The organism is Rhizobium sp. 22-785-1 (assembly GCF_053521965.1).
This window is the reverse complement of the sequence record NZ_JBNWDI010000010.1, coordinates 1-25,223: the sequence shown is the minus strand read 5'-3', so window position 1 is coordinate 25,223 and position 25,223 is coordinate 1. Positions and strand designations below refer to the sequence as shown.

Here is a 25,223-nt window from a genome sequence, read left to right as displayed (position 1 = left end):
GCATGGTCAGAGTGCTGGAGAGGGCAAGGCCCACGACGACGCCCCGCCAAGTTTCAGTCATAGTAATAAACTTGGTCGCTTTGAGAGTTTTGAACCAGGGTAATGCTGTGGTAGCAGTCTGACCTGTTCACGTATCTTTCTGAGCTTCTCGCGATCGCCTTGCCGTTGCTGGCGTAATAGACCCAGTACCAGTGGCCACCTCCGGCGCAGGATTACTTTCCGTCATCCTAAAGTCTCGCGAATAATAGCCCTGACTTCCTCCCCTTCTACGACCGCCTTCTCCACCAGGACGTCGGCAATCCTCTCGATGGCGTCCCGGAACCTCGTCACGATTTCCCGGCTACGCTCCATCTCTCGACCAAGAACACGCTCGACGCGCGCGGCGACATCAGAATTGATTCGTCGGAAGTGATCGCGCTGCTCAATCGAATTCAAATTGAAATAGCCAAGACCTTCTCCCATCCCAAGCTGGACTTCCATCCTGGTGGCAAGATCGCTCGCCTTGTGCAGGTCGCTGCCCTCGGCATCGCCCGCGCCATCGAACGCCGTGCCCAGGATAACCTCCTCCGCCGCCCTGCCCGCGAGAAGCAAAGCGATCTGATCAAGGCAGCCTTGACGCTCCATGAGTTGGTCTTCCCGCATTTTGAAATGCGCGAACCCCAACGGTTGTCCGGCATGAGTCTCCCAGGGAACGGCAACGGTCTCTAATCGTCCGACGGCCAGTCGAACTCCCACGACTGCGTGGCCTGCCTCGTGGATAGCGATCGTTTTCCGCTCGACCCCGCTAATCTTTCTCGTTGGTGGCAAAGCCGACATCACGTCTTCAACGGAGACGGGCCTTCCTTCCAGACGGGCAAAACGCCTCGCGTCTCGGCCGACTGTCTGGAAGTGGGCACCGGTCAACCCGGCGGTCGCCGCAGAGATCGCATTCAAGTCCGCGTCGGACAGATGGGCCCCAAAATAGCTTCTCGCCAGATGCTTACGCTCCTCGGCGTCCGGGAGAGTAATGTGGATATGCCTATCGAGCCGACCTGGCCGCAGGAGGGCCGGGTCGATCGCTGCCGGATAGTTGGTGGCTCCGATGACGACCACGCCTTCAAGCCTGTCGTGACCGTCGATCAACTCGAGCAGAAAGTTGATCACCTGGGTCCAATAAGTCTCATGGTCGGTTCCAACTACCCTACTCCTGTCGGCGATCCCGTCGAACTCGTCGATGAACAGGATAGTGGGCCTGTTCGCGCTCGCTTCATCAAAGCTTTTGCGCATGGCCTTGAGAGTATCGTCCAGGTGCCCTGCGGACTGCCATCTAGCAACGGAAGTCGCTACCAACCGGGCGTCGCAAGAGCGCGCAAGTGCGCCGGCGAACATCGTTTTTCCTGTTCCAGGCGCTCCGCTCAGAAGGAGCCCACGGTCAACGTCTCCCCAGTCGATCGTTCCCTCCCTCCACAACTCGATATCTCTCGCAAGGGCCAGTCCCCAGGTCTTCGCCTCGCCGTAGCCTACGAGTTCATGGAGGAGTGGCGAGGCTTCAACGTTGGGTAGCTCTGGTGCTTTCCTGACCGAGGCCAGTCGCGCCAGAACTTCCGCCGCCGGCCTTCCCGCCCTGAATGCAGCGAAGACCTCCGAAGGAGGATGCTTCAACATCTTCGTTGCATCTTCCATGTCGATACTCTGGCCTGAGAAATCCTTCGCGGCCGCAACCAGATGAAAGGGACGAACGTCGCCGACGTCCACGACGCGATCAGCCGCCAGATCGACTTCTTTCGGCAGTTCGTATTCCGACGGCCAGATCACGAGGACGGAATTCCTCGATTTGAGTTGACTGCGGATAAGCTCACTATCGATACCGCCCCTACTGCCAAGCTTGGGCGACGAGATTTCATATCCGGCTAGTCCGCCAGTCGTGGCGACTAGAATAGTCGCTGCGGCAACGTATTCGTCGAGATCACTTCCGAATGGAATTCGCAGGACGATCACGATCTGCCGTCCCGTCGGATTTTTCTTGAAGGCACCGCCGAGACGGGCAGAGGATTTAAGGGTGAGCGCATAGGCCAAGCGCTCAAGCGTCACCCGGCGGCGACCTTGTCTACTGGTCATCTCATTGCCCTAGCGCTGGAAACGACGGATGACCGTCTCGGGGTTGATCATCTCCTCGTCGAGATCGAGCGAGATCAATTGATGGAGGGCCATCCACGAGATGCCCGTCATCGGCTTCACTTCCGTGAAGATATGCAGGCATTCGGCGATGGTCAGTGAGCCTGCTTCGTCCAGAGCGGATAGCATTCTGATCCGGTCGTTCAGCGGCGTCCGGGAATGGGCATACCTCAGGAGATCCCGTGCGTTGGCAAGCCGGAAACCAGCTTCGATCTCCTTTCGAGGGACTCCCCGGTAATTGAAGCCGGCGACGGCGGCGCCCTCTTTGAGCTCGGGACTCTCTTCATCTTCTACGGCATCGAGCAGCCACGGTTTCCCGCGCTCGTATTCCACGAGGAAGTCGGGCACATGGGGGCCGAGGTTGGTTTCGAATTCCAATGGCAGGCACAGCCACGCCACAACAGTGTGATCCACGTCGAGAATGCAGCCGAGATCCCTCGCTGCACGCGACCGGAACAAGGGTTCGCCGGAGCACCGGACCGTGCCTTTGGGGTAAAAAAGTTTTGCTGAAGCTTCATCGAAAGCGGCGTCTAGTGCCGCGGAAGCAGAGAAATGCGGATGGCTCATCATGAACACCCTCGATAGATAGACGTTGCATCCGCCGCTGCGGAGCGGCCTGCCCGTTCAACCTATTCGAGATATGTTCGCCAATCTGATCATGAGGAACAAAATACGAACAAAGAGCAAGGAGTCAAGAGTGAAATGAGAAAGTGTTCGGCTATTGATCTTCGTGCCGTAACGCACGGCTAGGCCGGGACCAGAACCATCTCTCGAAGGCGTTTCTGAACGACCGACGCTTCCGCACCTAGGCCTACCGTCACGAAGGGTGACGCAATTTCATTCTATAGTGATCGTCTCGTCTAAAGCTCTAGAGCTCCACCGTCGCGGGATGTAACAAAACGCCTTCTGCCTCGTCGGCAAGAACGTCGTCGTAAGCTCTCTGTAATCGGATGTGGAAGTAGATCCGACATACAGGAAATAAGGTCGGACAGACATATCAGCGGTGCATGCCTGGAAACAGGCTTTGCTCAACCCGCCCGTGTATCCGACGGGCTATGCCCTGACCGGGCGCCAACACTTCCGTATCATGCAATAAGGCGACGTCTTATTGCTTCGGCAATAGCCTGCGTCCGGTTCGACGCGCCCAGCTTCTTCGTGGCGGACTTGATGTAACTGTTTACCGTATCGAGCTGGTAGCCTGTCGCCTTGCCAATGCCTTCGCTTGTGAGGCCCAAGCTCGCCTTGGACAAGCACGCCATTTCGCCTTTCGACAGTCGCATCTGATCAGCGGCGTACCGCTCCATAAGTGGCCTTGTAAACGCCCCGTGGAGCGCCTCCGAAACGAGTTCGAGAAATTGGATCTCATCTCTATTGAAAGGAGTTCCTCTGGCGAACCCGACCGCGCCGTAGACCATTCCATCCCGTGCGATAGGGACCATCGTTCGATTGTGCACGCCGAAGGTCCGCTGGAGATAGAGCAGGCGCTGCGGCACCTCGCTCCGAGCGTAGACCTCGCTCTCCACCACGACCTCCGTCGCTGACTTACCTGCGACAACAAACGGGTCGAGCTGCGGGAGCTTGTCAGCCATGTATGCTTCGAGGAATGCCGGAGGAAGGTCAGTGTCGATCGAGACGCCCTCGCCGAAACGATAGTTGTCGACGTCTAGACCTGAAATTAAGACGTATTCGAAGGGAACTGCCTTCCGGAGCCGTTCGACCACATCCGCCGTGCCAAAGTAGCGATGCTTCGGCACAGATGACAGGTCGACGTAGCCTTCTAATGCGTCGGGCGAAAGGACGGATAGGGCGCTGACTGGCATGGATGGAGGCACTCGGTTTCTCGGAGTCGATCCATTTTATCGCCTCGAAAGTTTACCGAAGCTTAACAGATTGATTTTGGTCAAGCTTTTAAGGTCTCACAGCGACCGTGGCGCATGGTTTTCGCGGGCCGCCTGACGAGTGGCATGCGGCTCAATATGCGTCCTCCGGAACGACGCGGGCGGAAACAACAATTCGCCGCGGGCGGTAAACACCACGGTCCACTAAACTTTGGGGTTGTAAATTAACTCGAACTTAAGACTTCGGCTTCAAATGTGGGCAATCGGTTGAATAAGAGTTATGCAGAACGATCGGCTTTGAAGACTGATCATGGATTTAGCGGTAGATCCACGGTCAGTGCCACGGCTCTGCAGGCGGATAACGGTTGGTATTCGATCTGGCGAAGACCATTAGTGAGTATAGCTTTGCCATTCGTCTCCCGCGTGCGGGGGATAGTGATCGCTCCTTTTGCTCCAATCAGTCCGGCGACGCGGCAATATGAGCAGCACTTGGAGAGCGGCACGAGTGCCAGCCCCTTCTCGGTCGTTGTCAGCGGATTGGGATCGTCCGAGCCCCCTTCCGCTAAGAGCTAACTTAGCCTCAAGCCTCGACAAGCTGCAACCAATCGATCAGCCTACGCGCTCTGTAAACGACGTGTCAGGCTTCGCTGAATGTTTCCTACATCGACTCCACGCCTAACGACTTGGTCGCGATCGTTACCAGAGAGGCCGCTGGGCCCAGGTTGCGCGCGCCCCGAACGGACACGGCTATTGAGCAATTATTTATAAACCGCGCAATCGCTCATCTTTGAATTGTCTGATTTACGTTTGCTCAACAAATTGCCCCTATTTATAGGGCATCGAGTGGATAGACCGTCCTGCCGCCTTCAACGGCGAGACCGTTATCATGCAACTCTCCGCTCGCAACAAGTCAACCGAAACGGCCGCCGTCACCGACGACCCCAGCAAGGCTTTCACGCGTCACCGCACTGCGGCAGCGATCGATGATCGATGTCCAGATTACGCGTCGAGTGCCGAAGGAGTTACATGAAGCTTCCCCTGGTTCCGGCGTATGACGCCGAACGTATTCTGCACGCGATGCATCGATCTCAGGCCATAATCGAGTTCGATATGACCGGCCGGATCCTGACAGCGAACGACAATTTTTGCACCGCTCTGGGATATACCCTCCCTGAGATTGTGGGTCAGCACCACCGGTTGTTCGTTGATCCAGCGGAAAGCTCATCGGCCGAGTACCGGCAGTTCTGGGAGCGGCTCTGTGCCGGCCATTTTGATCGGCGGCAGTACCGTCGCATAGCTAAGGGCGGACGCGACGTCTGGATAGAGGCGTCATACAATCCTGTCTTTCGTCGGGGTAAACCTTTCAAGGTCGTGAAGTTCGCGACCGACATAACCGCCTTGAAATTGAAGGCGGCAGAAGACGTCGGCAAGCTTGCCGCACTGTCGCGTGCACAGCGCGGTGCAGGCTATTGGCAAAAGCAACCTCCCTCGTTCTTCAACGGCACACCTGCCACGCATCCAGACCGAATTTCTTTTCGAGCGGACGTTAGAGAAAACCCTTCGGAAAGAAGGCACGCGCGCTTGAGGGGGTGATGGGGAACACCAGCTTCACTATGCAGTCCACAATTGAGCATGATATTGGAACCCGCGCTCCGAGCTTGAATCTCTAATGCCAAGCTTACCAATCTCGGAGACTGGAAGTCTCTGTAAGAAACTATTGTGCTATGGACGTCCAAGCCAGCGCGCTTCCCGGCAGGCCTTTTTCTACAGTGGCATGCTGCAAGTCAATGAAGACGAGAAGGGCTTGACTATGAAGGGCGTTCGAGCGGTGGACTGGATTACGTGCCAGGCTTTGCCTGAATTTCGGTACAAAAAATCGACTTGACTCGGCTTTCTGGAGCATTTTGCTTTGAAATCAATGATGACCTTTCTACTGTCGGCAGCATTCTACTCTGCGATGATCGCGACTGCCAGCGCAGCTAGGTGCGCAACTAAAGGGTTTGACAGCAACATGCCTGGCACTGCCGGGGGAACGTTGAAGCAGATAGAAGCTGTCTTTCCGACTTTTCGTCAGGTTGTTCTGGACGAGGGCACTCGGGCGATCATCTGGATCGATCCGGCGGATTGCAACGCGGCAGACCTCGATGAGCGCTTCGCCAAGGTTGAGGCGCTGTTGGGCCGCTCGGTGGAGCTTCGAGCAGCTAGCGATGATTTTCGTGCGATCGCGGCCTATCGTTACCCGGAGGTGCTGACCACCCGGAAGCTCAAGCAGGTCTTTCCCTCACTATCGTTGCGCGGAGACAAGATCGGTGAGAACGTGGAGGTGCTTGTTGTCGAAGCGGCAGACTTCCACACGTGGGATCGAGCCGAGAGGCAGCGCAAGGCGGAGGAAATTGTCGGACGGCCGGTAGACCTTCGGATCCAGCCCTGATCGCTTCCAGCCAACTCCGCAGCGCTTAGGTGCCGGCCTCCTCTTACTCGCGTCTACCCACTGAGATCGATTCGAACTGCTGGCGCGTGGTTCCTACCGCCGTCAATCAGCCATCTCGTCGGCGGTGAGGTCAATGCGGAGGCGTCATGTCGGAGACCACACGTCGGCGCTACCCTATCCAGGTGGCCCATCAGCGGTATCTCCGCGGCGCGTAAGCCTCGCAGGCCTCCACTGCTTGTAGTTGAGCCCTCGCCTCGCGAGCTTGTCACAGGTGTCCTAGTAAGTGGTAGATCGTTTCTACTTGTTATCGCAGCTCAACATGAAAACGGGTTCGAGTTGGCGCCCAAAGTTAAGCGACTAAACTTCTTGCCCCTTAACCGCCCGACTTGGGCACTGACAGATGCTTCTACGTCGATTTGCCCCTTTAGGTGACACGGCGCTCCAACTGTATTCGCACGCTCGGCGCGGCCACGATATGAAATTAGAGCTATTCCTGAGGGGTTCCCGGAGTAGACTGCATCCCCGCGTGTGCATACTGCACCAACCTTATTTGCAGTAGGACAAGTTGCTCACGCACCTTACTTAATTGCGATGCTAGCTCGATGAGATCTTCCACAGTGCATTCCGTTACGGGTTGATTTGGCTCGAAACCAGTCGAGGGGGTGGGAGGCGAGAACATCAGAATGTTCGGCATTTGGCTCTCCTTAGAAAAAGCGACAAGGTCAGATAGTGCAGCTCGGCCACGCTCAGCGGCTACCGGCTAGAGTTCAGCTCGGCGGAAGTTAAGAGATGCAGCGAGCTACATCCCTTAACCGCTTGGTTCAGATCAGAATTCTTCCCAACTACCTGAGCCGGAGCCGCCCATTGCGTTGGCAACCTTGGCCAGCATGCGCCGGGCTGGTGAAGTGGAAGGCTTCGGGTCGCCATGAACCAGCCGAGGCCCGCTCACGGTGATTGCGTGACGTCCCGAGCCAAGCTCGAACTGACCGACAAGTTGGCGCAGCTTCTCGGCTTCACTTGCGAGCGAGGTGCTGGATGCGCTCGCCTCCTCCACCATTGCGGCATTCTGCTGGGTAGTCTGGTCCATCTGGTTTACTGCAGAGTTCACCTCAGACAGCCCAAGCGACTGCTCCTGAGCCGAAGTCGCGATCGCGTCCATGTGACTGTTGACAGTCGCCACATATTCTTCGATTGCCTTGAGCGCAGTACCGGTTTCTTGGACCAGCCGGACGCCTCCTTCAACTTCAGAAGAAGAATTGCGGATGAGTCTCTTGATCTCCTTCGCCGCCTGCGCCGAACGCTGGGCAAGCTCCCGCACTTCCTGTGCGACGACCGCGAAGCCCTTGCCTGCCTCACCCGCCCGTGCCGCCTCGACGCCCGCATTCAGAGCCAACAGGTTCGTCTGGAATGCGATCTCGTCGATCACTCCGATGATGTTCGAGATTTGGTTCGACGACGTTTCAATGCGTTTCATTGCATCAACCGCTTCCGCGACGACTTCCCCGGATTTCCGCGCGGCGCTGTTGGCGGCGACGGCGACTGCGCGCGCTTCCTGTGCCCGCGTCGTAGAGCTTGTGACGTTCACCGTAATCTCGTCGAGAGCCGCTGCAGTCTCCTCAAGGGCTGCGGCCTGTTGTTCGGTACGCTTGGAGAGGTCATTAGCAGCCTGGCTTAGTTCGCGCGAGCCATCGTCGATGGCGGTCGTCGCCTGAGCAACGGAAACCATTGCATCGCGCAGTTGCCCGACCGCCGCATTGAAGTCAGCCCTCAAAGCCTCATAATCCGGTGCGAAAGGCTCGTTGAATTTAAACGTCAGGTCTCCCGCCGCAATCGACTTCAATCCATGCGCCAGGCTTGCGGTAGCGAATCCCATCTCTTCCGCGCGTTTTGCATCGAGCTCGGCAATACGAACGCGTTCCGCCTCAGTGGACTTCCGATTGTTCTCGGCGGACTTCTCTAGATCGCGGGTTTTCAAGCCATTCTCCTTGAAAACCTGAACAGCGTCGGCCATTTTTCCGATCTCATCCGCACGTCCGACGCCGGGGATAGAAGCCTCGAGATTGTCGTTCGCAAGGCTGCTCATAGCTGCTGTCATGGCGCCGATCGGTTCGGCAATCGACCGGGCGACAAGCCACATGATAGCGACGCCGATCGCGAGCATGCCCAAGCCAACCGCGGCAAGCATCCAACTGTCACGGATGCTCATCGCGGCAAGTGTATCGTCGAGTTCGGTTGCTTTAGCCAGTGCTACTGGAGTTGGAACTTCTATGATCACAGACCATGGAGTCTTGGTACGCCCGATCTTGATCGGCGCCATAGCCCGCACGACCTTTTCATTGGCGTCGACATAGGCATCGCCAGCCTGGATTCTCGGCAGCAATCCTTTAACCTCTGGATCGTTCTTGTCAAAAGCTTCGCCAATGCGCTCAGGATTACGACTGGACGCGACGATCAGGCCCTTGTAGCTCACGATCTCGACGACCGCTTGCCCGTCGTAGATACCTGCTTTCACGGTCTGCGCCAGATTCTGTACAAACGACAGATCGAAATCCGCACCCGCGACGCCGGCAAATCGGCCGTTGACGGTAATCGGTACAGACATTGTGGCGAGATAGACTGCCTTGCCTTGCACTATGTATGGGAGCGGATCGAGGATACTCTCTCCGCCGCCGTTTTGCGGCTCTATATACCAACCGCCTTTCATAACGCCGTTCGGGTGTAGGTCATGGCTGTCGTACTCGACTAGTGGCTGGATTGCGATCTGACCTCCTGCATTCCGCGTCCAGTACGGCAGGAACCTCCCGGTCGCATCCGACCCGACTTGGCGATTGTTGCGGAAGCGATCATCCATACCGTCGAGACCGTTGGGTTCCCAGGCGCTATATGTACCGTTGAAGGCTTGATTGTCCTTGAGCACGTTCAGCAGCACCTTGTTCATGCGCCCTCGCCGGTCCGCTTCTGGAATAGGACTGTCGCCCTCCAACATGGCTTCAAAGGTGCGCGCCATGTTGCGCGCTGCCTGGAAAGCCTCATTCAATGTGCCTTGGATACTGCGAGCCTGTGCCGTGGCGAGACGCTGCAGACTTTCCTCAGTCATATTCCGCGTTAGTTCAGACACATCCTCGGCCACGACTACTTGGCTGTTATGGGAAGCAATGAAGCTGTAGGTAAAAAGGCCACCTACCGCCGCAAGTACACTCAATCCCGAGAGTACGATGATTTTACTTTTCAAAGATTGGAACTGCATTGGAACCCCCGCTGATGTAATATTCGGCGATGGTTGTCCAAAAAAAACTTAAAATGAATTAACGATGGAATGCAGAACCGATACATTCCATCATAATTTATCTAGATTAATCATATACTTAGAGCATTAATGTGGCTGAGCGCCTCATTAGTGCGGCACTCGAGACGAAAATATTTCCACATAATTTGACTAACGTCATTAAATTAAAAATCGCAAATTGTAGAAATAATACTAGAGCAATACTTTAAATTGTTTATCATTAATATCTAATGTATTGGAAGTTCGAAATTCCGCCAACCGGAGCGACAAGCGCATCGTCGGGAAACTGCCGGAGATAGTTGCGCGGCGAACAGTACGCGGCCGACATGTTCCGACGATAGAACCGCATGGCGCCGCTGAAGTATGCCTGCCATCTAGAGCATTTCTCGACAGCCGCGTACCTTTCGATCTCATTGAGGTGGCGGCTTGACTTGACGCACGCGTGCTTGCCACGATTGAACACACGAAGACTAGGGGATCGTACGCCACATGATACAATGGGCGTCTTCCAACGAATGCGAGCAGAGTACGGCGATTTTGCCGAGCTTGATCAGCAACGATACGCCGATGCACAGCGAAGTTTTCGGTCGGCGGTGCGCACGGCCGTCGTCAATCGGAGAAAAACCCACTTATCCAGCCACCGGGCCGACAATGACCGTTGGCCGCGAGAGTTGGGCTATCATCTCTAGATGTTAGTCGATCGTGTTGGACGGCACCGCTCGAGAGGCTGCATGCCGATCCTGGCATTTTAAAAGCAAACTTTGACTTGAGCTGGTGGAAGACCGAACCTAAAGCACTTCGCACCTCATGGAGCCCACGCCGCTCAGTCTCCTTCGTCAAAGGACGCCGGTCGGTTAAGACGCCTTAAGAACAGGAAGCGAAACGCGTCGGCAAAGACTCTTCGGAAGCTTTTATCTTGATTTCCTTTATCTTAGGGAGTGCAAAAAGGAATGCGGCAACACATGAAGGATCAAATTGTGTGCCTGCCTTGCTGCTGATGTGGTCAACCGCCTTCTCGACGGTCCAGGCCTCCTTATAGGGTCGCGAAGTCGTGAGAGCATCAAAGTTGTCAGCAACTGCAACGATGCGTCCAGCGACTGGTATGTCCTCGCCGCTAAGCCTTCTGGGGTAACCCTGCCCATCCCATCTCTCGTGATGGGAGCCTGCGATCTCTGCTGCCAGACGCAACAGGCTTGACTTCGACCTATTCAGAATATCGGATCCAATCGTCGTGTGGGCCTGCATTTCGGCGTATTCCTGCTCGGTTAGTTTACCCCGCTTAAGGAGGATGGCGTCGCGGATTCCGACTTTGCCAATATCGTGCATCGGCGAGGCCAACCGGATGTCGGAGCATATATCCGGCGAGAGCCCCATCGCCTCCGCGATGGCTGCTGAGTAGTTGGCGACACGGTGAGTATGCAAGGCGGTGTCGCTATCTTTGTAGCTCGCGGCGAGGGACAGCCGATTGATGATCTCCTCTTCCCTAGACCTAATTTCCTCAGTCGCCTTTTCGATCCCCATGCGAAGCCACTCCGCCTTGTCCGCTAGTTTGTTGCGCGCATCTACAAGGGCAACGAGGTTTCGTAGGCGTGCCTGAAACTCGAGGGGTATCACTGGCTTTGTCAAAAAATCTATCGATCCGGCGTCGAGACACGCCATGCGCGTCGCCAGATCCCTATCGGCAGTGACCATGACATATGGCTTTTCTTGATATTTTTCGAAAAGATTGATTTCTCGAAGGAATTCGACGCCGTTATACCCCGGCATCTGGTAGTCGACGACCGCTATATCGAAGTCGAGCTTGGGCATCTGTGCGAGAGCGCCCGCGGGATCATCGAAGGACACCGCTTCGCAACCGTCGATTTTTTCTATGAGTTTTGACAGGAACATCAGGTTCGTTCGATTGTCGTCAACAAGTAGAATACGCATTCGAACTCCCTTAAGCTGCGCGTAGTGACTGCAGTTGATTGATAGATGCGGTCATCGTAGAAAGCCGGCGGGCATCCAGCGCCCCGCCCCTGCTGGACTGCGCGTCATCTGCAAGCTCGTCGAAACCGAGATTTGCCGCGGCGCCCTTGAGAGCGTGTAGTAGCCGATCAACGTCGTTCCAGCTTTCACTTTCCATCGCGTGCGAGACTTGCGAAAGTAAGTTTGAAGCGTCACCGATGAACTCATCGAGCAACTCCTCATAGCCGTCTTCTCCCAGAGCCGCTACGATCTCCAGACGACGACCGGCGCTTGCGCGAGGTGGCTCAGTGTCCGTGACACTTGTTGCACGACTGGCAGCCTGGACCTCACAGTTCGTAATCTTGGAAATGAGCGCCGTAAGTTGGCGCCTGTTGACTGGCTTGGACTCAAAACCGGACATCCCGGCTTCCTCGCATAGACGCCGATCCTCATCCGAAGCATTAGCCGTCAGTGCCACAACAGGCAGTTTTAGTCCTTTCGCACGGATATGGCGTGTTGCCTCGATGCCATTCATCCGGGGCATATGCATGTCCATCAGAACCAAGTCGAAATTCTGGTTCGAAAGTACTTCCAGTGCTTCTATGCCGTCGTTGGAAACCGTTACCTTCTGATTGAGATGACGAAGCAGACCGACAGCCACCTGCTGGTTGACATGATTGTCTTCGACAAGAAGAACCTTGAGCGAAGGGAGGACGGGCTCCGCTTCGGATGGCTGTGGAGTTGTGACGTCAGCGTCCGCCCGCTCCACAGGGATCTCGAACCAGAACGTACTGCCACGGCCTTTGTCGCTCGTCACGCCGATCTGACCACCGAGCGCCTCGACGATTTCCTTGCAAATCTTCAGGCCTAGTCCCGTGCCGCCGTAGTTGCGGGATATCGTGGAATCGACTTGCGAGAAGGCTTTGAAGAGCCGTTTTTTTCCTTTTTCGTCGATCCCTATCCCGGTGTCGTTGACGGCAAACCTCAGACGCATCTCTCGATCGTCGCTTTTGATAGACGTGCTGACGGTGACCACGCCCCCGGATGTGAACTTGATCGCATTGCTGAGCAAGTTCAGGACGACTTGTCTGACCCGCATCTGATCTGTCATCACTAGAGAGCCGCTCTCGGACTCAACTGCTTCCGCTACGATGGTATTGCCTCTCTCTGCCGCGCGGTCGCGCAGCATTCCGACGCTTTCGGAAACAAGATCGGACACATTGACCGGGGAAGAACTGACGTCGATCTTCCCACTTTCCATTTTGGCAAAATCCAGAATCTCGTTGAGCACTTCCAGGAGCGACTGCCCAGACCGACGGATGGCTTGGACGCCTTCCCGGACGCGGTCCGGTAACTCCGATAACTCAAGGAGTTCAGCAGTTCCGAGAATTGCGTTCAGCGGCGTCCTAACTTCGTGCCCCATTGTCGCCATGAACTGAGATTTCGCTTGGTTGCCGGCTACTGCACTTTCGAAAGATTGTTGAAGCTCGTGGACCATATGCTCGAATTCAAGACCAGTAGCACGCACCGACCCAAGCTGGCGCCTGAGAAGAACGACGAGGATCCCCACACAGACCGCCAGTATTCCCGTGATCGCCCCTAGTCGAATTTGGTGGGACTGCAGCGCCGTTCTCGCGTCAGCACGATCCGAACTAACCTTGATGTTCGTCGCGGTCAGGAGTTCCTCTGTATCCGCCGTCAAGACCCGGAGATCGGCTACAAGCGTCTTTAGATCGGAAAGATCCAAGTGGGTTTCGCCGTCGAACAGGTGTGCCTTGGACATGACGGCTGGTTCTATCTTAGTCACCAGACTGAATATCGCAGGCGTATCGTTCAGGCGAAGATCGAGACTTGCCTTCTTGAGAAGTGACATGCGGGAGTACAGTATGTCGTAACGAGTAGAAAGGGTTGAGATTGCTTGCTCCGAAAGATCGTCTTGAACGAGCATATCGACGGCGACTTCGCTAAGCCGGCGCGTCTCGCGATCCAATTGATAGACGGACCAAAGTGAGCTCTCCCGAATTCCGTCACTCAGGGCATGATACCTTTGGTAGACACCCGCCAACAGGTAGATGAGCCCGATGAGGAGAAACACGGCGAATGCTTGAAGAAACGCTGTAACTTTGCTGACTTTGCGTAGGACGTCCGCCTTTCCAAGGGTCGACTGCGACATCATCGAACTTCGATCGACTTGATTTGCCAAACGGACCGAGAAAAGTACTTCTCGTTGTACAGGGATGGATTCTGGTCGAATGGATAGATCATGAACAACGGTCCCTTGTCCCTTACCGAAATCCTTTGACCATTCATTCGGGTGGCGAGGATGCTGTCGATATTGGTCACGTCCTCCATCGGAACGTCCGCGGAGTAATCGTTGAGGGCCATAAGCTTGATAGTCGCCCCGCTCGCGCCCGCGGCTTCGAGTATCGCCTTCAAAAATGGACCGGAAAACTCAGTCTTTCCTTCTGTCCATGGTGTTTCCATAACACCCTTGCGTCCCGGCAATGCCTCAAGCATCTCGATGTCGAATTGGGCGGAGTCACCGGCATTGGGATGTTCGAGGCTCCCTTTGATTGTCAGAACTACCGGTCCCTTTGGGGGATCCAGGGCAACCGCCGTACCTGATATCAAAGTGGCAAATAGAAGGGCGAAAACGCCGAGCTTCACGCGCATGCTTCATTTCCTCGAAATAGCCGACGCCTGCTCGACGTTCGCAAAACACGACATGCCTGACGGGCTGGCGTCCGAGAACCCGCTGTATGCAAGCGGGAAAAAACACACCTCATGTGCGCTTGGGCAATGTTGCCCGGACACCCCAGATTTAGGGCGAAATATTTAACAGAGACTGAATAAGTAAATTAGGATGTTTTTGATGCGTCTACTTTGACAACTTGATGATGATCATCGTAAACGGATGACTAATCTCGTCGGGGCGACCGATGACCTTTACCAGGCGATCGTCAATCTTGACACGGAGCCCGGAGATATTCGTCCAAGCGCCTGGCGGCTGCCTGCTACGCTAGATTGGCTATCTGTAGACGAGAGCGATAAGGGCCAAGAAAACGCGGACACAGCGCATTGCCGCTTGCGCTCTCTGAACAGCTATACAGAACAATGGTTGGAGTCCTCTAGTCGTCGAGAAGCAGAGAGGCTAACTCAAGGTCTGCAACCAGATGGTCGGCGAAGCCACCTCTTAGAGCAGCACGCGTGGCGTCGCGTTTGGACCTTCCACTCACGACGAGCAGACCCTTCATCGTCCGCAAAAGATCATGGTCGACGCCCACAAGGCGATCGTCGAGTTCGCCACGCACAGCCTGCCCGTCGACGTCTATGAAACGTCCTGCGATGATGCCAATGGCCCCTCTCTTCCGATAGCTGTCGACTTCTTCCGCCGTTGCGATCTTGAACTGGACGACGTGCGTGTCCGGTGTACAAGGGCTCAGTGAGAACAGCGACTTGTTACAGCTTCGGATGCCCTCGAGCTGATCGCGGATGATCGGCTCAGCGCGTAGCGACTTGGCCAGCGTCGAACTGGATACGACGGCAGGCGCGTTGAAGGTGATGCAATGCGCACTTAGCCGGCGAGCGATCTCCGTCGTGCAGCTCTCCGACGTGCTGAGCAGCGGGTTGGCTAGCGAACCCAGAAGTTGCCGGACCGTCAAATCCTTGATTGGCCAATTTGGCACAAACTCGGAAACGAAATAGACCGTCTGTCCCCACGAAACGCCGAGTGTATCTCCTTCTTGAAGAAAGTTCGGAAGGTGATAGGCGGCAACCTCGCAGACGGCGCGAGTCAGTGTTTCGCCTTCCCGTCCTTCGGCGGGCACGATATGCACGCTGTCGAGGCCAAACTTCTCCCTCAGCGCGTCGGCGGTCGCGTTAATCCGGTAGTGCTCTGGTGAGACCTGGATTCCGACGATCTTGCGTTCCTTGGCGAGTTTCAGATAGCTGATCACCGTCGGACGCGAGATCGAGAGCGCATCTGATATCTCTCCTTGGTTGAGATTTCGGACATAGTACATCCACGCAACTTCTGCGATGATCTTATTGGATGGATGCTGCTCTCTTTGCATTCTACGTCCGCCTTCGGGTTTCATCCCTCGGTTGCCTCGCTCAACACCTCTTCAGTGATTAGAAGGTCGTCGTCAAGGGACCGGTCAGGCTGCAGTCCTAGAGCAGCAATTGCCCCGTGGTAGCCGCGCACCGCCTCCGTCGAGGTGGCATCACCGTCCGCCACAGCACGAAGCCAAGTGATCAGCGACGGCTGATGTTCGGCGGAGTTGATCTTGCGGCCGAAGAGCGCAAGTCTCGCACCGTACTTTTCTGCCTGCAGCACAAGCTCGAAGGTGTCGCGCAGCGTCCCGGAGCCGCCACCCAAAATACCGACGACGACGCTTGGATCGTAGGAAGCCAGTTCCTCCATAGCAGCGGGTCCATTGTAGGCAACCTTCAAGAATCGAGGCCGCTCTGCCAATGTCAGGCCAGCTAACGTCCTGATAACGCAGTCGTTGACATAAGACCCTTGTTCGTTATCGGGTATGCCGTTCGGCTTGTTCGGATTAAAGACTTCGAGAAAATAATCCTTGTCGAGAGTCCGGATATCATCTCGAAATATCTTAAACGCCTCGAGAGAAGCGAGATCAGCATCCGTATCATTGTTGAAGGTGACAGAATAGAGACACAGATCTGCCTTGGCTCGCGACAGATCGACCGAACGGAAGGGACGCGACGGCGCTTCGCGATAGCGGCCGCCACGGATGAAGCTCCACATGTCCGTAGCATCGTTAGCGCGGAATGCTGCCTTGACGTTACCCGATGCGAAGGCTTGTCGCGCCTGCAACAATTCCATGTTTGATGTAGAAGTCAGCATGATATCAACAACGTCTTGCGCGATCAGCGCCTCGATTTCGGCCACGAACTCCATTCGGCTCCGGTAGCGCTGCGACCTGCCATCCTCGCCGCGTCTTAGACCGGCGGTCGGGATGCCGCCGGACATGTCGCAGTCCTTTGCGTCGGCGAGAATAAAGTCGCCTTTGCGGTACTCACCCTTGAGGATACGGCCCATCTTTTCATCGTAGCGTGTCGTCATTGTCATTCCTTTCACAAGCGCGCTTCTAGTTCGCTTTGCGTAGCGAGCGGCCCGTCTCCGGCGAAAACACATGGATACTGGCGGGATCGATGGAGAAACTTACGGGCTGGCCTGGCTCGAGCGTACGGAAACCCTTGGTGACGAACGAGATTTCCTGACCGTCGACGTCGACGATCACCTGTCCCTCGCTCCCCATATTCTCGACGAGAACAATTGTACCGGTTATTGCATTCTTATCGTGAGGTGTGGCGAGCTCCATCTTCGACGGACGCAGCCCGACCTCGACCTTCATGCCATTCGCCAGTTCACCGAACTCGCCGCTTGGCAGTTGCAGCCGAATGGAACCAGCCTGAAGTTCGATCCTGTCGCCTTCGCGGTCAACTAGGCAGGTGCGGAAGTTCATGGCGGGAGAACCGATGAAATCGGCGACGAAACGCGTCGCGGGTCGGTCAAAGATCTCTGCCGGCGTTCCCTGTTGCTCGATCTCACCTGCACGCATCAGAACGATCCTGTCGGCGATTGTCATCGCTTCGAGCTGATCATGGGTTACGAAGATTGTCGTCGTCTTCAGTTCCAAATGCATTTTGCGGATCTCGATGCGAAGCTTTTCGCGCAGCTTCGCATCGAGGTTGGAAAGCGGCTCATCGAAGAGGAATAGCTTTGGCGTCTTAATCATCGCGCGCGCCATGGCGACACGCTGCTGCTGCCCGCCCGAAAGGTTCTTCGGCTTGCGTGCCAGGAGGCTCTCAAGTCCTAGCAGGCCCGCGACGTGTCTCACTCGCCGCGCAATCTCCTCCTCCGCCACTTTCTGCCGGCGCAGTCCAAACGCGATGTTGTCCTCGACCGTCATATGCGGGTAAAGAGCATATGACTGGAAGACCATTGCCACACCCCGTTCGCCGGGATGTAGATGAGTGACATCTCGGTCGCCAATATTGACCGAGCCATCGGTAATCTCCTCGAGTCCAGCGATCATCCGCAGCATGGTGGACTTGCCGCAGCCGGAGGGACCGAGAAAGACGACGAATTCCTGATCGGCAATGTCCAGGTTCAGGTTTTCGATCACGGTGTGACCGCCATAGGACTTGCGGATGTTGACGCATCGAATGTTTGCCATGATGACCTTTCCTATCTCCGGGCCGGCTTCATCATGCCGTTGATGAAGCTCATCAACAGACCGATAAATACCAACGGAGGAATAACGAGAATGACGGTGGAGGCATTTATGACGCCCCAAGGGACTTCTTTGCCGAGTGACGTGATGGAGGCGGCGACGACCGGCAGCGTGGCGTTGCCCGCCGCAAGGGTGAGAGCCAGAAGAAGTTCGTTCCAGACCAGTACGAAAGTGAAGACGAGCGCGCCGAAGAGCGACGGCAAGGCGAGCGGCAGAGCGAACTTCAGGAATATTTCGCTCGGACCGCAGCCCTCCATCGCGGCGGCCTCCTCGATCTCCTTCGGAACCCGCTCGAAGGCTGGCACGGACAACCAGATCACGGTGGAGATTGTGGTCACAAGGTAGACGAGGATGAGGCCCGTCAGCGTGTCGTAGAGACCGAGGTCGAGATAAAGCACGATGAAGGGTATCGCGATCGCCACTGGCGGCATGAAGCGCAACGACAGCACGAAGAACTGCATGTCGTCTTTTAGTGCCCGCACATGGCGGGCCAGCGAGTATGCCGCGGGAACGCCAAGTATGGCGCCGATTATGACCGAGACCCCGACGACCACCACCGAATGACCCAACCCCTCCCTAATGGAGGGATTCTGCAAGATCGTCGCGAAATTCTCGATCGTAGGAGAGAAGAACAGTTTCGGTACTGGGGTGATGATGTCCTTCAGTCGCTTGAACGCGCCGAGAACGGTCCACAGAATAGGCGTGAAGGCGATAAAGACCATGAGCGTCAGAAATACGCGGGCGATCGAACTGCGGATTAGACGGCCCATTTGCGGATACCTCTCCAGATAAGGGTGAAGACGATCGTGGTCAGCACAAGCAACAGGATCGACATGGCCGAAGCATAGGAAATGCGTCCGCCCAGATTGATTCCCGCCTGATAGGCATAAAGATCAAGCGTTTCGGTCGCAGTGCCGGGTCCACCACCAGTCATCACGTAAATGAGATCGAACGAGCGCAAAGACTCCACGGCCTTGACTAGAGCCAAGCTGATGATCGGCGCCTTCAGCATGGGTAGCGTTATATATGCGTGTATTTCCCACGTCTTCGCATGATCCAACTGAGCCGCTTCGATGGGGTCCTTAGGCAGGGTTTCCAGAAGCTTCAGCATGATTACGGTAAAGAACAGGCCCCATTGCCAGATATCGACGACGGCCACCGAAAAGAGCGCCAACGACGGGTCGGCGAGAAACTCTACGGGACCGAAACCCGTCAGCCCGACGAGATAGTTGATGAGGCCCAGAGAAGGCGAATACAGGAAGCGCCAAATGAAGGCGGCTGCGACCCGCGGCAGAAGAACCGGAGCCAGAAACGCGAAGCAGATCAGATTGCGCAGCCAGAACGACTTCACTGTCTCAAAAATGAGCACCGACAGCAGAGTAGCTACCAGCAGCGCGCCTGCAACCGTCACGATCTCCCAGATCGCCGAAATCTGAAGCGCATTTATAAACCGGCGGTCGGAAAGAAGGCGCTGGTAGTTGTAAAGTCCCGCGAAATGATAGTCCGGATAGCGCAGCGAACGGTCCATGAGCGAGAAGTACAGCGCCCCCGCGATGGAAATAAGCGCCAGAATGGCAACCACACCAAAGCCTGGCGTCAGCGTCCAGAATAGGAAACGTCGATTGTTCATAACGTGCTCTTTGGATTGAGGGCTGCGGCCGGCCCCTCTGAGGCACCGGCCGCAAGGTATGGCTACTTCACGCGGCGAAGTGCGTCCTCGGCCTGGAACGCCACGTCATCGAGCGACTGCTGGATGTCCTTCTGCGTGCCGGTGAAGATCTCTTCGAGCGCCAAGCCGAGATTGTCGCCGATTTCCGGCCAGGCCGGGTTCGCCATGATCAGCAATTTGGTGCGCGAGCCGGTTGCAAGAAGAGCGTCGATGTATTCGGCCGGCACGGCTTTCTTGAAGGCTTCGCTCTGCAGCGTCGACTTGCGGCCGACGTCGGAAGCGATGCCATCGGCCAGCCGACGCTGTTCCATCTCCTTCGACGTCGCCCAACCGACGAAATCGCCCGCAACTTTGCGCGTGCATTCATCCTTCGCGCCGCTTTTGGAGACGGCAAAACCGTGGCCCCAGCCCGCAGACCCCAGCGGCTCAGGCGGCGGCATGTAGCCGACTTTACCCTTGATGGCAGACTTCTCTGGATCTTCCATCCACGGCCCGAACACGTCTGACTCGATGAGGAAGGCGACTTGCCCGCCGCGGAATGCTTCGACCGAGTCAGACCAGTTGAACGTGCCTACGCCCGGTGGGGCATAGTGCATCAAGTCGAGGTAGAGTTTGGTCGCCTCGACGCCCTTTTCGGAGTTGAAAGTCGGCTTTCCGTCCTTGTCCTGCCATTCGCCGCCGAGACCACGGAAGAAAGGCGTCCAGCGCCAGACGTTCATACCCGAGCCGCGTTGGCCACGCGCCGACCAGCCATATAGCTTTTGACCCGGATCGTTGACCTTTTTGATGTCAGCGACCAGATCGTCCAGCGTCTTGGGCGGCTGAAGGCCAGCCTTCTCAAGCACGTCCTTCCGATACATGAGAATGTCGCCGCCACCTACGAGCGGGGCAAAATACTGCGTGCCGTCGAAGGTCGCAACATTGCTGAGATCCGAGCGGAAATCAGCGATGTCGTACTGTGCAGGCAGTACGTCGGAAAGCGGATAGAGCCAGCCAGCAGTCGCGTATTCAGGCGTGTTGGCTTCGTCCACATAATATACCTGATAGGCGCCGGCGCCCGTAGAGGCGTCGAGCCGCGCCTTCGCGCGACGCTCATTTTCGCCCAGCAGGCTAATCTTGACCGTCGTTTTCCATTTCGCATTGAACTCCCCGACGTACTTGTCGAGCTCGGTCACCGAGGGCATGCCCTGCGCGATCACATTGATCGCTGGAACCTTCCCCACGCAGGCGTCTTCAGCAGCTAGTGCCGCTCCCGACATGACGAATAGACTTGCGGATATTAGCAGTGCGGATTTCAGTCTCATGATTTTCCTCCTCCAAGATTGTCAGACTTCAGTTTTCAGCTAATGGGTCAAAAAGCCCCTCCAGCCGGCGATCCAGGCGAAGAAACTCGCCATATCGTTCTTCGTACAGATCGCGGAGCTGCGGGCGCGGCTCCGCGGTGCGCTCAATGCGGCACATAGCTTGCGCGGCAGAGGTGAGATCGGGGATGCGACCCGTCGCGACCGCTGCACACATCGCAGCCCCCAAGGCGCCTATCTCCTCACCTTCCGGGACTTCGACGGGAAGGCCGCAAACGTCGGCAAAAACTTGCGCCCAGACCGCGCTTTTAGACGCCCCGCCTGCCAGTCTGATCTTTTGCGGGCTATTCGGTGCGACGTAGCCCAGGACGTTCTCTGCATGGCGGCGATGTTGGAAGGCGACGCCCTCGTAGATCGCACGTAGCATTGACCCTTGGTCATCGTTGTTCGTCATGCCGATGAAGGCGCCGCGACGTGGTGCCGGACCGCTAACGAAGGGCATGAAGTGGCAGCGTCTGGAAGCGACAGCGCTCCGTTCGACGAGCGCATTCGCTTCTTGCACGTCGATCGAGGCACCTATGGCGCGGCTCAGATACCAGTGCAGGTTTCCGGCCGATGTCGGGCTGCCGTCCGCCAGAAGGCGACAAGCGCGATCGCGATGGATTAAGTTGAGGATTGGTGGCCGCTTCGTCGTAGGCGCCTGCGACTCGATGGCATTGATCGACCAAGTGCCGGCAATCATCGTCAGCGTGTCGGGACCAACCGATCCAGCGCCGAGAACGCAGGCGCCTACGTCCATCATCGCAGCGACGACGGGCGTACCTGCAATTAAACCTGTTTCCTCTGCCGCCTTGCGCGACACCTCTCCCGCGATGCCCGAATTCTCGACTATCTCAGGCACTCGGCCAGCGAGTTCCGGAATTCCGGCTAGTTCGAAAAGTGAACTGCTGTAGCTGCCATGCGCCAGATCAAGCATGCCACCACCGCTGGCGTCGGTCGGATCCGTTGTGGCGACACCTGTCAGCCTCATACGCAGAAAGTCTTTGCAGGCCAGCGCCCAGCGGGTCTGCTGAACGACCTCCGGTTCATTTCTCGCAAGCCAGACAAGTTGCATAAGAGTCTGGCCGCCCCAGATCTTCTGACCGGTGATCGCCTCGATCTTCTCGGCGGTACTGTCCCGTTCAAACTGATCGACAATGCACTGTCCCCTGTGATCGACGGAGACGATGCCATCCCGTGTCGCCCTGCCCTCGGCGTCGACAAGAAACACGCCATTGCCAAAACCTGTGCACGCTACAGCCGCGATGCTGTCGGCCGTAATTTCTCCGCTGGTCAATTGGCGGATGGCAGTGGCCGTGCCGCGCCAAAAGGCTTCCGACTCGCGTTCCACCCACCCGTTCTGACGGTGGATCGTGATCACCTCGATGCTGCGTTGGGCAACAAGGCGACCTGTCATATCAAAGACTGCCGCCTTTACCGCAGTACCGCCTGCATCGACGGTCAGGAAAAGGTCAGCCATGGCGACGCCCTCCCGATGGCCCATTGCCGGATATCGCAAATGAAAGCGTTGGGTTGTTTAGGCAACGAGCGATTTGGCTCTCACACCATTCGGCAGTCTCGCCGCGCTCACCGGCCAAGAGTTCTCCCAATTCCCGCACAAGCGGGGGCGTGCACGCGCCCTCTAACGCGATCTGCGAGCGCCGAAAGATGAGGTCGTCGAGATTCAACGCTGCCCGTTTCCTGATCAGCCAGATGATCTCGTTGCGGGTGTAGCTCGCCAGATGCGCAAGCGGCTGATCTTGTCCTGCACAGCAAAATGACGCGACTCGATCGGCAATGGCACCGTAACGAGAATAGAGGTCCCCGGCCCTCTCCGTTGACACTGCGAATTGGTTGGCGAGAGTGCGCTTCGCTCGACCAAGACTTATTTCATCGCGTGGAAAGCCGAGCGCGCCCGGATAGTCACGGCTTGCCGTGCTGGTTTGTCGCGTCACATTGAGGTGCCGGAATATCTGGTCTGCTGCCTGTTCGCCGAAAGCTCGGAACGTCGTCCACTTGCCGCCGATCAGGGACAGAATGGGCACGTTTCCATTGATCCGATCTTCGGCGAGACGATGGTCGCGATTGGCACGATTGGCATCGGACGCACCCCCCGCCTGCAGGGGACGGATGCCTGTCGTCATGAAGACGATGTCCTTCAATCCAATCTCGATATCATCGAACAGGCTGGATATGGAACGCGCCAGATACGAAATCTCCTGTTCGGCGATCGTACTGTCCGATGGATCACTCACCGTGATTTCTGTAGTTCCCAGAAGGACGGTACGATCGAGTGGATAGGCGATGACCATCCGTCCCGTTCCATCGTCAAAGTAAAATGCGCGGTTCGCCATGCGCTCGAAAAGCGCATCATTTCTGATTAGAAGATGCGCCCCCTTCACTGGGCGAATGTATCTTGTGGAGCAGCCGAGCGCTGCGTTGACGTCGTCTACCCAGGCGCCCGTCGCGTTCACCACTATTTTGGGGCGGACAGTCGTGCTTAGCCCAGCATCGCCTGCCGTGATCGTGAATGCGCCGCCGCCGTCATGGCGCCATCCCGCGTAGTTGATCGCGGCACTGCCAGCGTGCGCAGCCAACGCTTCCTCGATCATCTCCAGGACCAGAGCTTCAGGATTGCGGATGCGGGCATCGAAGTAGCTGATGACCGCCTTGTAGCGGTGGGCAAGACGACGCGGGAATTTGTCGCGCGCAAAGACGATTTTGTGGCGTGGGAGAGTGCGTTTCTCTCGTCCGAGGTACTCGTACAGAGCGAGCGCTATCTTCAGACCGCACGCGCTGAAGGTACTTCCCTTCCAGTTGAAACCGAGGAAGCGAAGGATCGAACCTGGAAGTCCACGCAAGTAGGTGGAAAGGGGTACGGCCACTTCGAGGGGACGAACGAAATGGGGGGCGCGATGCAGAAGCCGATTGCGTTCGCGCGCGGATTCCGCGACCAGGTTGAACTCCCGGTTCTCGAGATAGCGTAGACCGCCATGAGCCATGCGCGAGGAGGCGCCGGTCGCGCCGCGGCAAAAGTCGGAGTTATCGATGAGAAGTGCCGAGACTCCGTTCAACGCGAGTTCCCGTAGGACTGCGACGCCATTCACGCCGCCACCCAAAATCAGCACGTCAAAACCCTCGCCCGACACAAGGCGCGTCAGGCTTTCCTCCCGAATTTCCATAACTTCCCCCGCGGCACTGTGGAGCGCCGGAGGGCGCCAAGTGCGTCTACGGGGTGTTATAGAGTCAATTTTTTATAATTGTCAAATATGACATACAATTATAAACCGGCTGGTGTCTCATAGATGCGCCACATGCGGGAGCGTTCATCAAACCAAAAGTCTTGCCTCGTAGTGCGTCGCCGGTTGACGACGATGAGGTTAGACGTCCTATCTACTTTCTGAGATAGCTCTTCCCACCTCCGTCGGTGGTGCAGTAGCGTCCTCCCCGCGGACCAGTACAGTATGAGCCCGACCGGCACGAACACCGACCTCTTCCGCTCGAGGCATGTTCTCATTCCCGCCCCTAATTAGCCCGAGGGCGCCGCCCATGTATGCGGAGCACGAACGCTTGCTTCCGCTAACCGATCCGTCGTTGCAGATGAAGGTTTCCCCGCGACAGCCGGCGATGCCGCCTTTGCTTCCACTGCATGGAGTGTTTGCGGAGTGTGACCTTGCCCCGTTGAACTAATCCATTTTGAAGTAAGCTCTGGCCCATTGAGAGGACCAGAGAATGAAGCGCAACCGTTTTACAGACGAACAGATCATCGGCATTCTGAAGGAGCACGAGGCGGGCACGCCGGTCTCGGAGCTTTGCCGCAAGCACGGTGTCAGTGATGCGAGCATCTACAAGTGGAAGGCCAAGTTCGGCGGCATGGACGTATCCGAAGCCAAGAGACTGAAGACGCTGGAAGACGAAAACACGAAGCTGAAACGGCTCCTGGCAGATGCGATGCTCGACAACGCCGCTTTGAAAGACCTTTTGGGAAAGAAGTGGTGACGCCCGCAGCAAGGCGAAAAGCTGTCGCTCATCTGATGGATCACCACCAGATGAGCGAACGGCGGGCGTGTAAAGCCATCGGCTTTTGCCGGATGACGATCCGTTACGAAACCAGGCGCAGCGATGACTATGACCTTCGTGAGCGGATGAAGGCGCTGGCGCATGAACGTCGCCGCTTTGGATATCGACGCCTTCACGTGCTGCTCAGGCGTGAGGGTCACCTTGTGAACCACAAGCGGCTCTTCCGGCTCTATCGGGAGGAGAAGCTGACGGTACGCAAGCGTGGCGGGCGTAAG

General features: G+C 56.6%; 16 protein-coding genes and 3 pseudogenes. 3 read left to right on the top strand and 16 right to left on the bottom strand.

All coding sequences use genetic code 11. The features are described 5' to 3' along the window. Positions 1 to 53 precede the first annotated feature (53 nt). The 4 genes and pseudogenes from ACQZ5M_RS18430 to ACQZ5M_RS18415 form a co-directional block, all read right to left on the bottom strand. Positions 54 to 188, bottom strand: a pseudogene (locus ACQZ5M_RS18430) (DUF1508 domain-containing protein); the annotation flags it as partial. 34 nt (positions 189 to 222) lie between these two features. Beyond that, positions 223 to 2,097: an AAA family ATPase gene (locus ACQZ5M_RS18425; protein WP_449080474.1), complete on the bottom strand. Its 1,875-nt coding sequence runs from the start codon at positions 2,095 to 2,097 to the stop codon at positions 223 to 225. A 9-nt stretch (positions 2,098 to 2,106) separates the two neighbouring features. After that, positions 2,107 to 2,724 carry a hypothetical protein gene (locus ACQZ5M_RS18420; protein ID WP_296075728.1) on the bottom strand — a complete coding sequence of 206 codons (618 nt, stop codon included), beginning with the start codon at positions 2,722 to 2,724 and terminating at the stop codon, positions 2,107 to 2,109. 515 nt (positions 2,725 to 3,239) lie between these two features. Beyond that, positions 3,240 to 3,974, bottom strand: a complete 735-nt coding sequence (locus ACQZ5M_RS18415) for a helix-turn-helix transcriptional regulator (protein ID WP_296075731.1) — start codon at positions 3,972 to 3,974, stop codon at positions 3,240 to 3,242. Positions 3,975 to 5,018: 1,044 nt separating this feature from the next. On the opposite strand from ACQZ5M_RS18415, the pseudogene ACQZ5M_RS18410 reads away from it, so the two are divergent. Both ACQZ5M_RS18410 and ACQZ5M_RS18405 read left to right on the top strand, forming a co-directional pair. Then, a pseudogene (locus tag ACQZ5M_RS18410) lies at positions 5,019 to 5,447 on the top strand (PAS domain-containing protein); the annotation flags it as partial. Positions 5,448 to 6,003: 556 nt separating this feature from the next. Beyond that, on the top strand, positions 6,004 to 6,423 hold the full coding sequence (locus ACQZ5M_RS18405) for a hypothetical protein (protein WP_296075734.1): 420 nt from the start codon (positions 6,004 to 6,006) through the stop codon (positions 6,421 to 6,423). Positions 6,424 to 7,249: 826 nt separating this feature from the next. Here ACQZ5M_RS18405 and ACQZ5M_RS18400 read toward each other — a convergent pair. The 12 genes from ACQZ5M_RS18400 to ACQZ5M_RS18345 form a co-directional block, all read right to left on the bottom strand. After that, positions 7,250 to 9,670, bottom strand: coding sequence for a methyl-accepting chemotaxis protein (locus ACQZ5M_RS18400; RefSeq protein ID WP_449080473.1), 2,421 nt, complete (start codon positions 9,668 to 9,670; stop codon positions 7,250 to 7,252). Positions 9,671 to 10,573: 903 nt separating this feature from the next. After that, on the bottom strand, positions 10,574 to 11,638 hold the full coding sequence (locus ACQZ5M_RS18395; RefSeq protein ID WP_296075740.1) for an HD-GYP domain-containing protein: 1,065 nt from the start codon (positions 11,636 to 11,638) through the stop codon (positions 10,574 to 10,576). 10 nt (positions 11,639 to 11,648) lie between these two features. Beyond that, the gene (locus ACQZ5M_RS18390; RefSeq protein ID WP_449080472.1) at positions 11,649 to 13,829 is read right to left on the bottom strand and encodes an ATP-binding protein; all 2,181 of its coding nucleotides are present in this window, start codon (positions 13,827 to 13,829) and stop codon (positions 11,649 to 11,651) included. After that, the gene (locus ACQZ5M_RS18385; protein ID WP_296075744.1) at positions 13,829 to 14,329 is read right to left on the bottom strand and encodes a putative pterin-binding protein; all 501 of its coding nucleotides are present in this window, start codon (positions 14,327 to 14,329) and stop codon (positions 13,829 to 13,831) included. The genes ACQZ5M_RS18390 and ACQZ5M_RS18385 overlap by 1 nt, the downstream gene beginning before the upstream one ends. 455 nt (positions 14,330 to 14,784) lie before the next feature. Next, positions 14,785 to 15,729: a sugar-binding transcriptional regulator gene (locus tag ACQZ5M_RS18380; RefSeq protein WP_296075747.1), complete on the bottom strand. Its 945-nt coding sequence runs from the start codon at positions 15,727 to 15,729 to the stop codon at positions 14,785 to 14,787. Positions 15,730 to 15,749: 20 nt separating this feature from the next. Continuing rightward, entirely contained in the window at positions 15,750 to 16,745 is a 996-nt protein-coding gene (locus ACQZ5M_RS18375) for a hypothetical protein (RefSeq protein ID WP_296075748.1), read from the bottom strand. Between the two features lie 25 nt (positions 16,746 to 16,770). Continuing rightward, complete coding sequence (locus ACQZ5M_RS18370) at positions 16,771 to 17,862, bottom strand: ABC transporter ATP-binding protein (RefSeq protein ID WP_296075751.1); 1,092 nt, start codon at positions 17,860 to 17,862, stop codon at positions 16,771 to 16,773. Positions 17,863 to 17,873: 11 nt separating this feature from the next. After that, positions 17,874 to 18,689 (bottom strand): carbohydrate ABC transporter permease, encoded by an 816-nt coding sequence (locus ACQZ5M_RS18365; RefSeq protein ID WP_296075752.1) that lies wholly within the window; start codon positions 18,687 to 18,689, stop codon positions 17,874 to 17,876. Continuing rightward, positions 18,677 to 19,549, bottom strand: coding sequence for a carbohydrate ABC transporter permease (locus ACQZ5M_RS18360; RefSeq protein WP_296075754.1), 873 nt, complete (start codon positions 19,547 to 19,549; stop codon positions 18,677 to 18,679). Before ACQZ5M_RS18360 ends, ACQZ5M_RS18365 begins: the two co-directional genes overlap by 13 nt. A 62-nt stretch (positions 19,550 to 19,611) precedes the next feature. Further along, entirely contained in the window at positions 19,612 to 20,892 is a 1,281-nt protein-coding gene (locus ACQZ5M_RS18355; RefSeq protein WP_296075756.1) for an ABC transporter substrate-binding protein, read from the bottom strand. A gap of 28 nt (positions 20,893 to 20,920) precedes the next feature. Then, the gene (locus ACQZ5M_RS18350; protein ID WP_296075758.1) at positions 20,921 to 22,408 is read right to left on the bottom strand and encodes an FGGY-family carbohydrate kinase; all 1,488 of its coding nucleotides are present in this window, start codon (positions 22,406 to 22,408) and stop codon (positions 20,921 to 20,923) included. After that, positions 22,401 to 24,110 carry a glycerol-3-phosphate dehydrogenase/oxidase gene (locus ACQZ5M_RS18345; RefSeq protein WP_296075761.1) on the bottom strand — a complete coding sequence of 570 codons (1,710 nt, stop codon included), beginning with the start codon at positions 24,108 to 24,110 and terminating at the stop codon, positions 22,401 to 22,403. The genes ACQZ5M_RS18350 and ACQZ5M_RS18345 overlap by 8 nt, the downstream gene beginning before the upstream one ends. A 550-nt stretch (positions 24,111 to 24,660) precedes the next feature. Here ACQZ5M_RS18345 and ACQZ5M_RS18340 point away from each other — a divergent pair. Then, positions 24,661 to 25,223, top strand: a pseudogene (locus ACQZ5M_RS18340) (transposase); the annotation flags it as partial.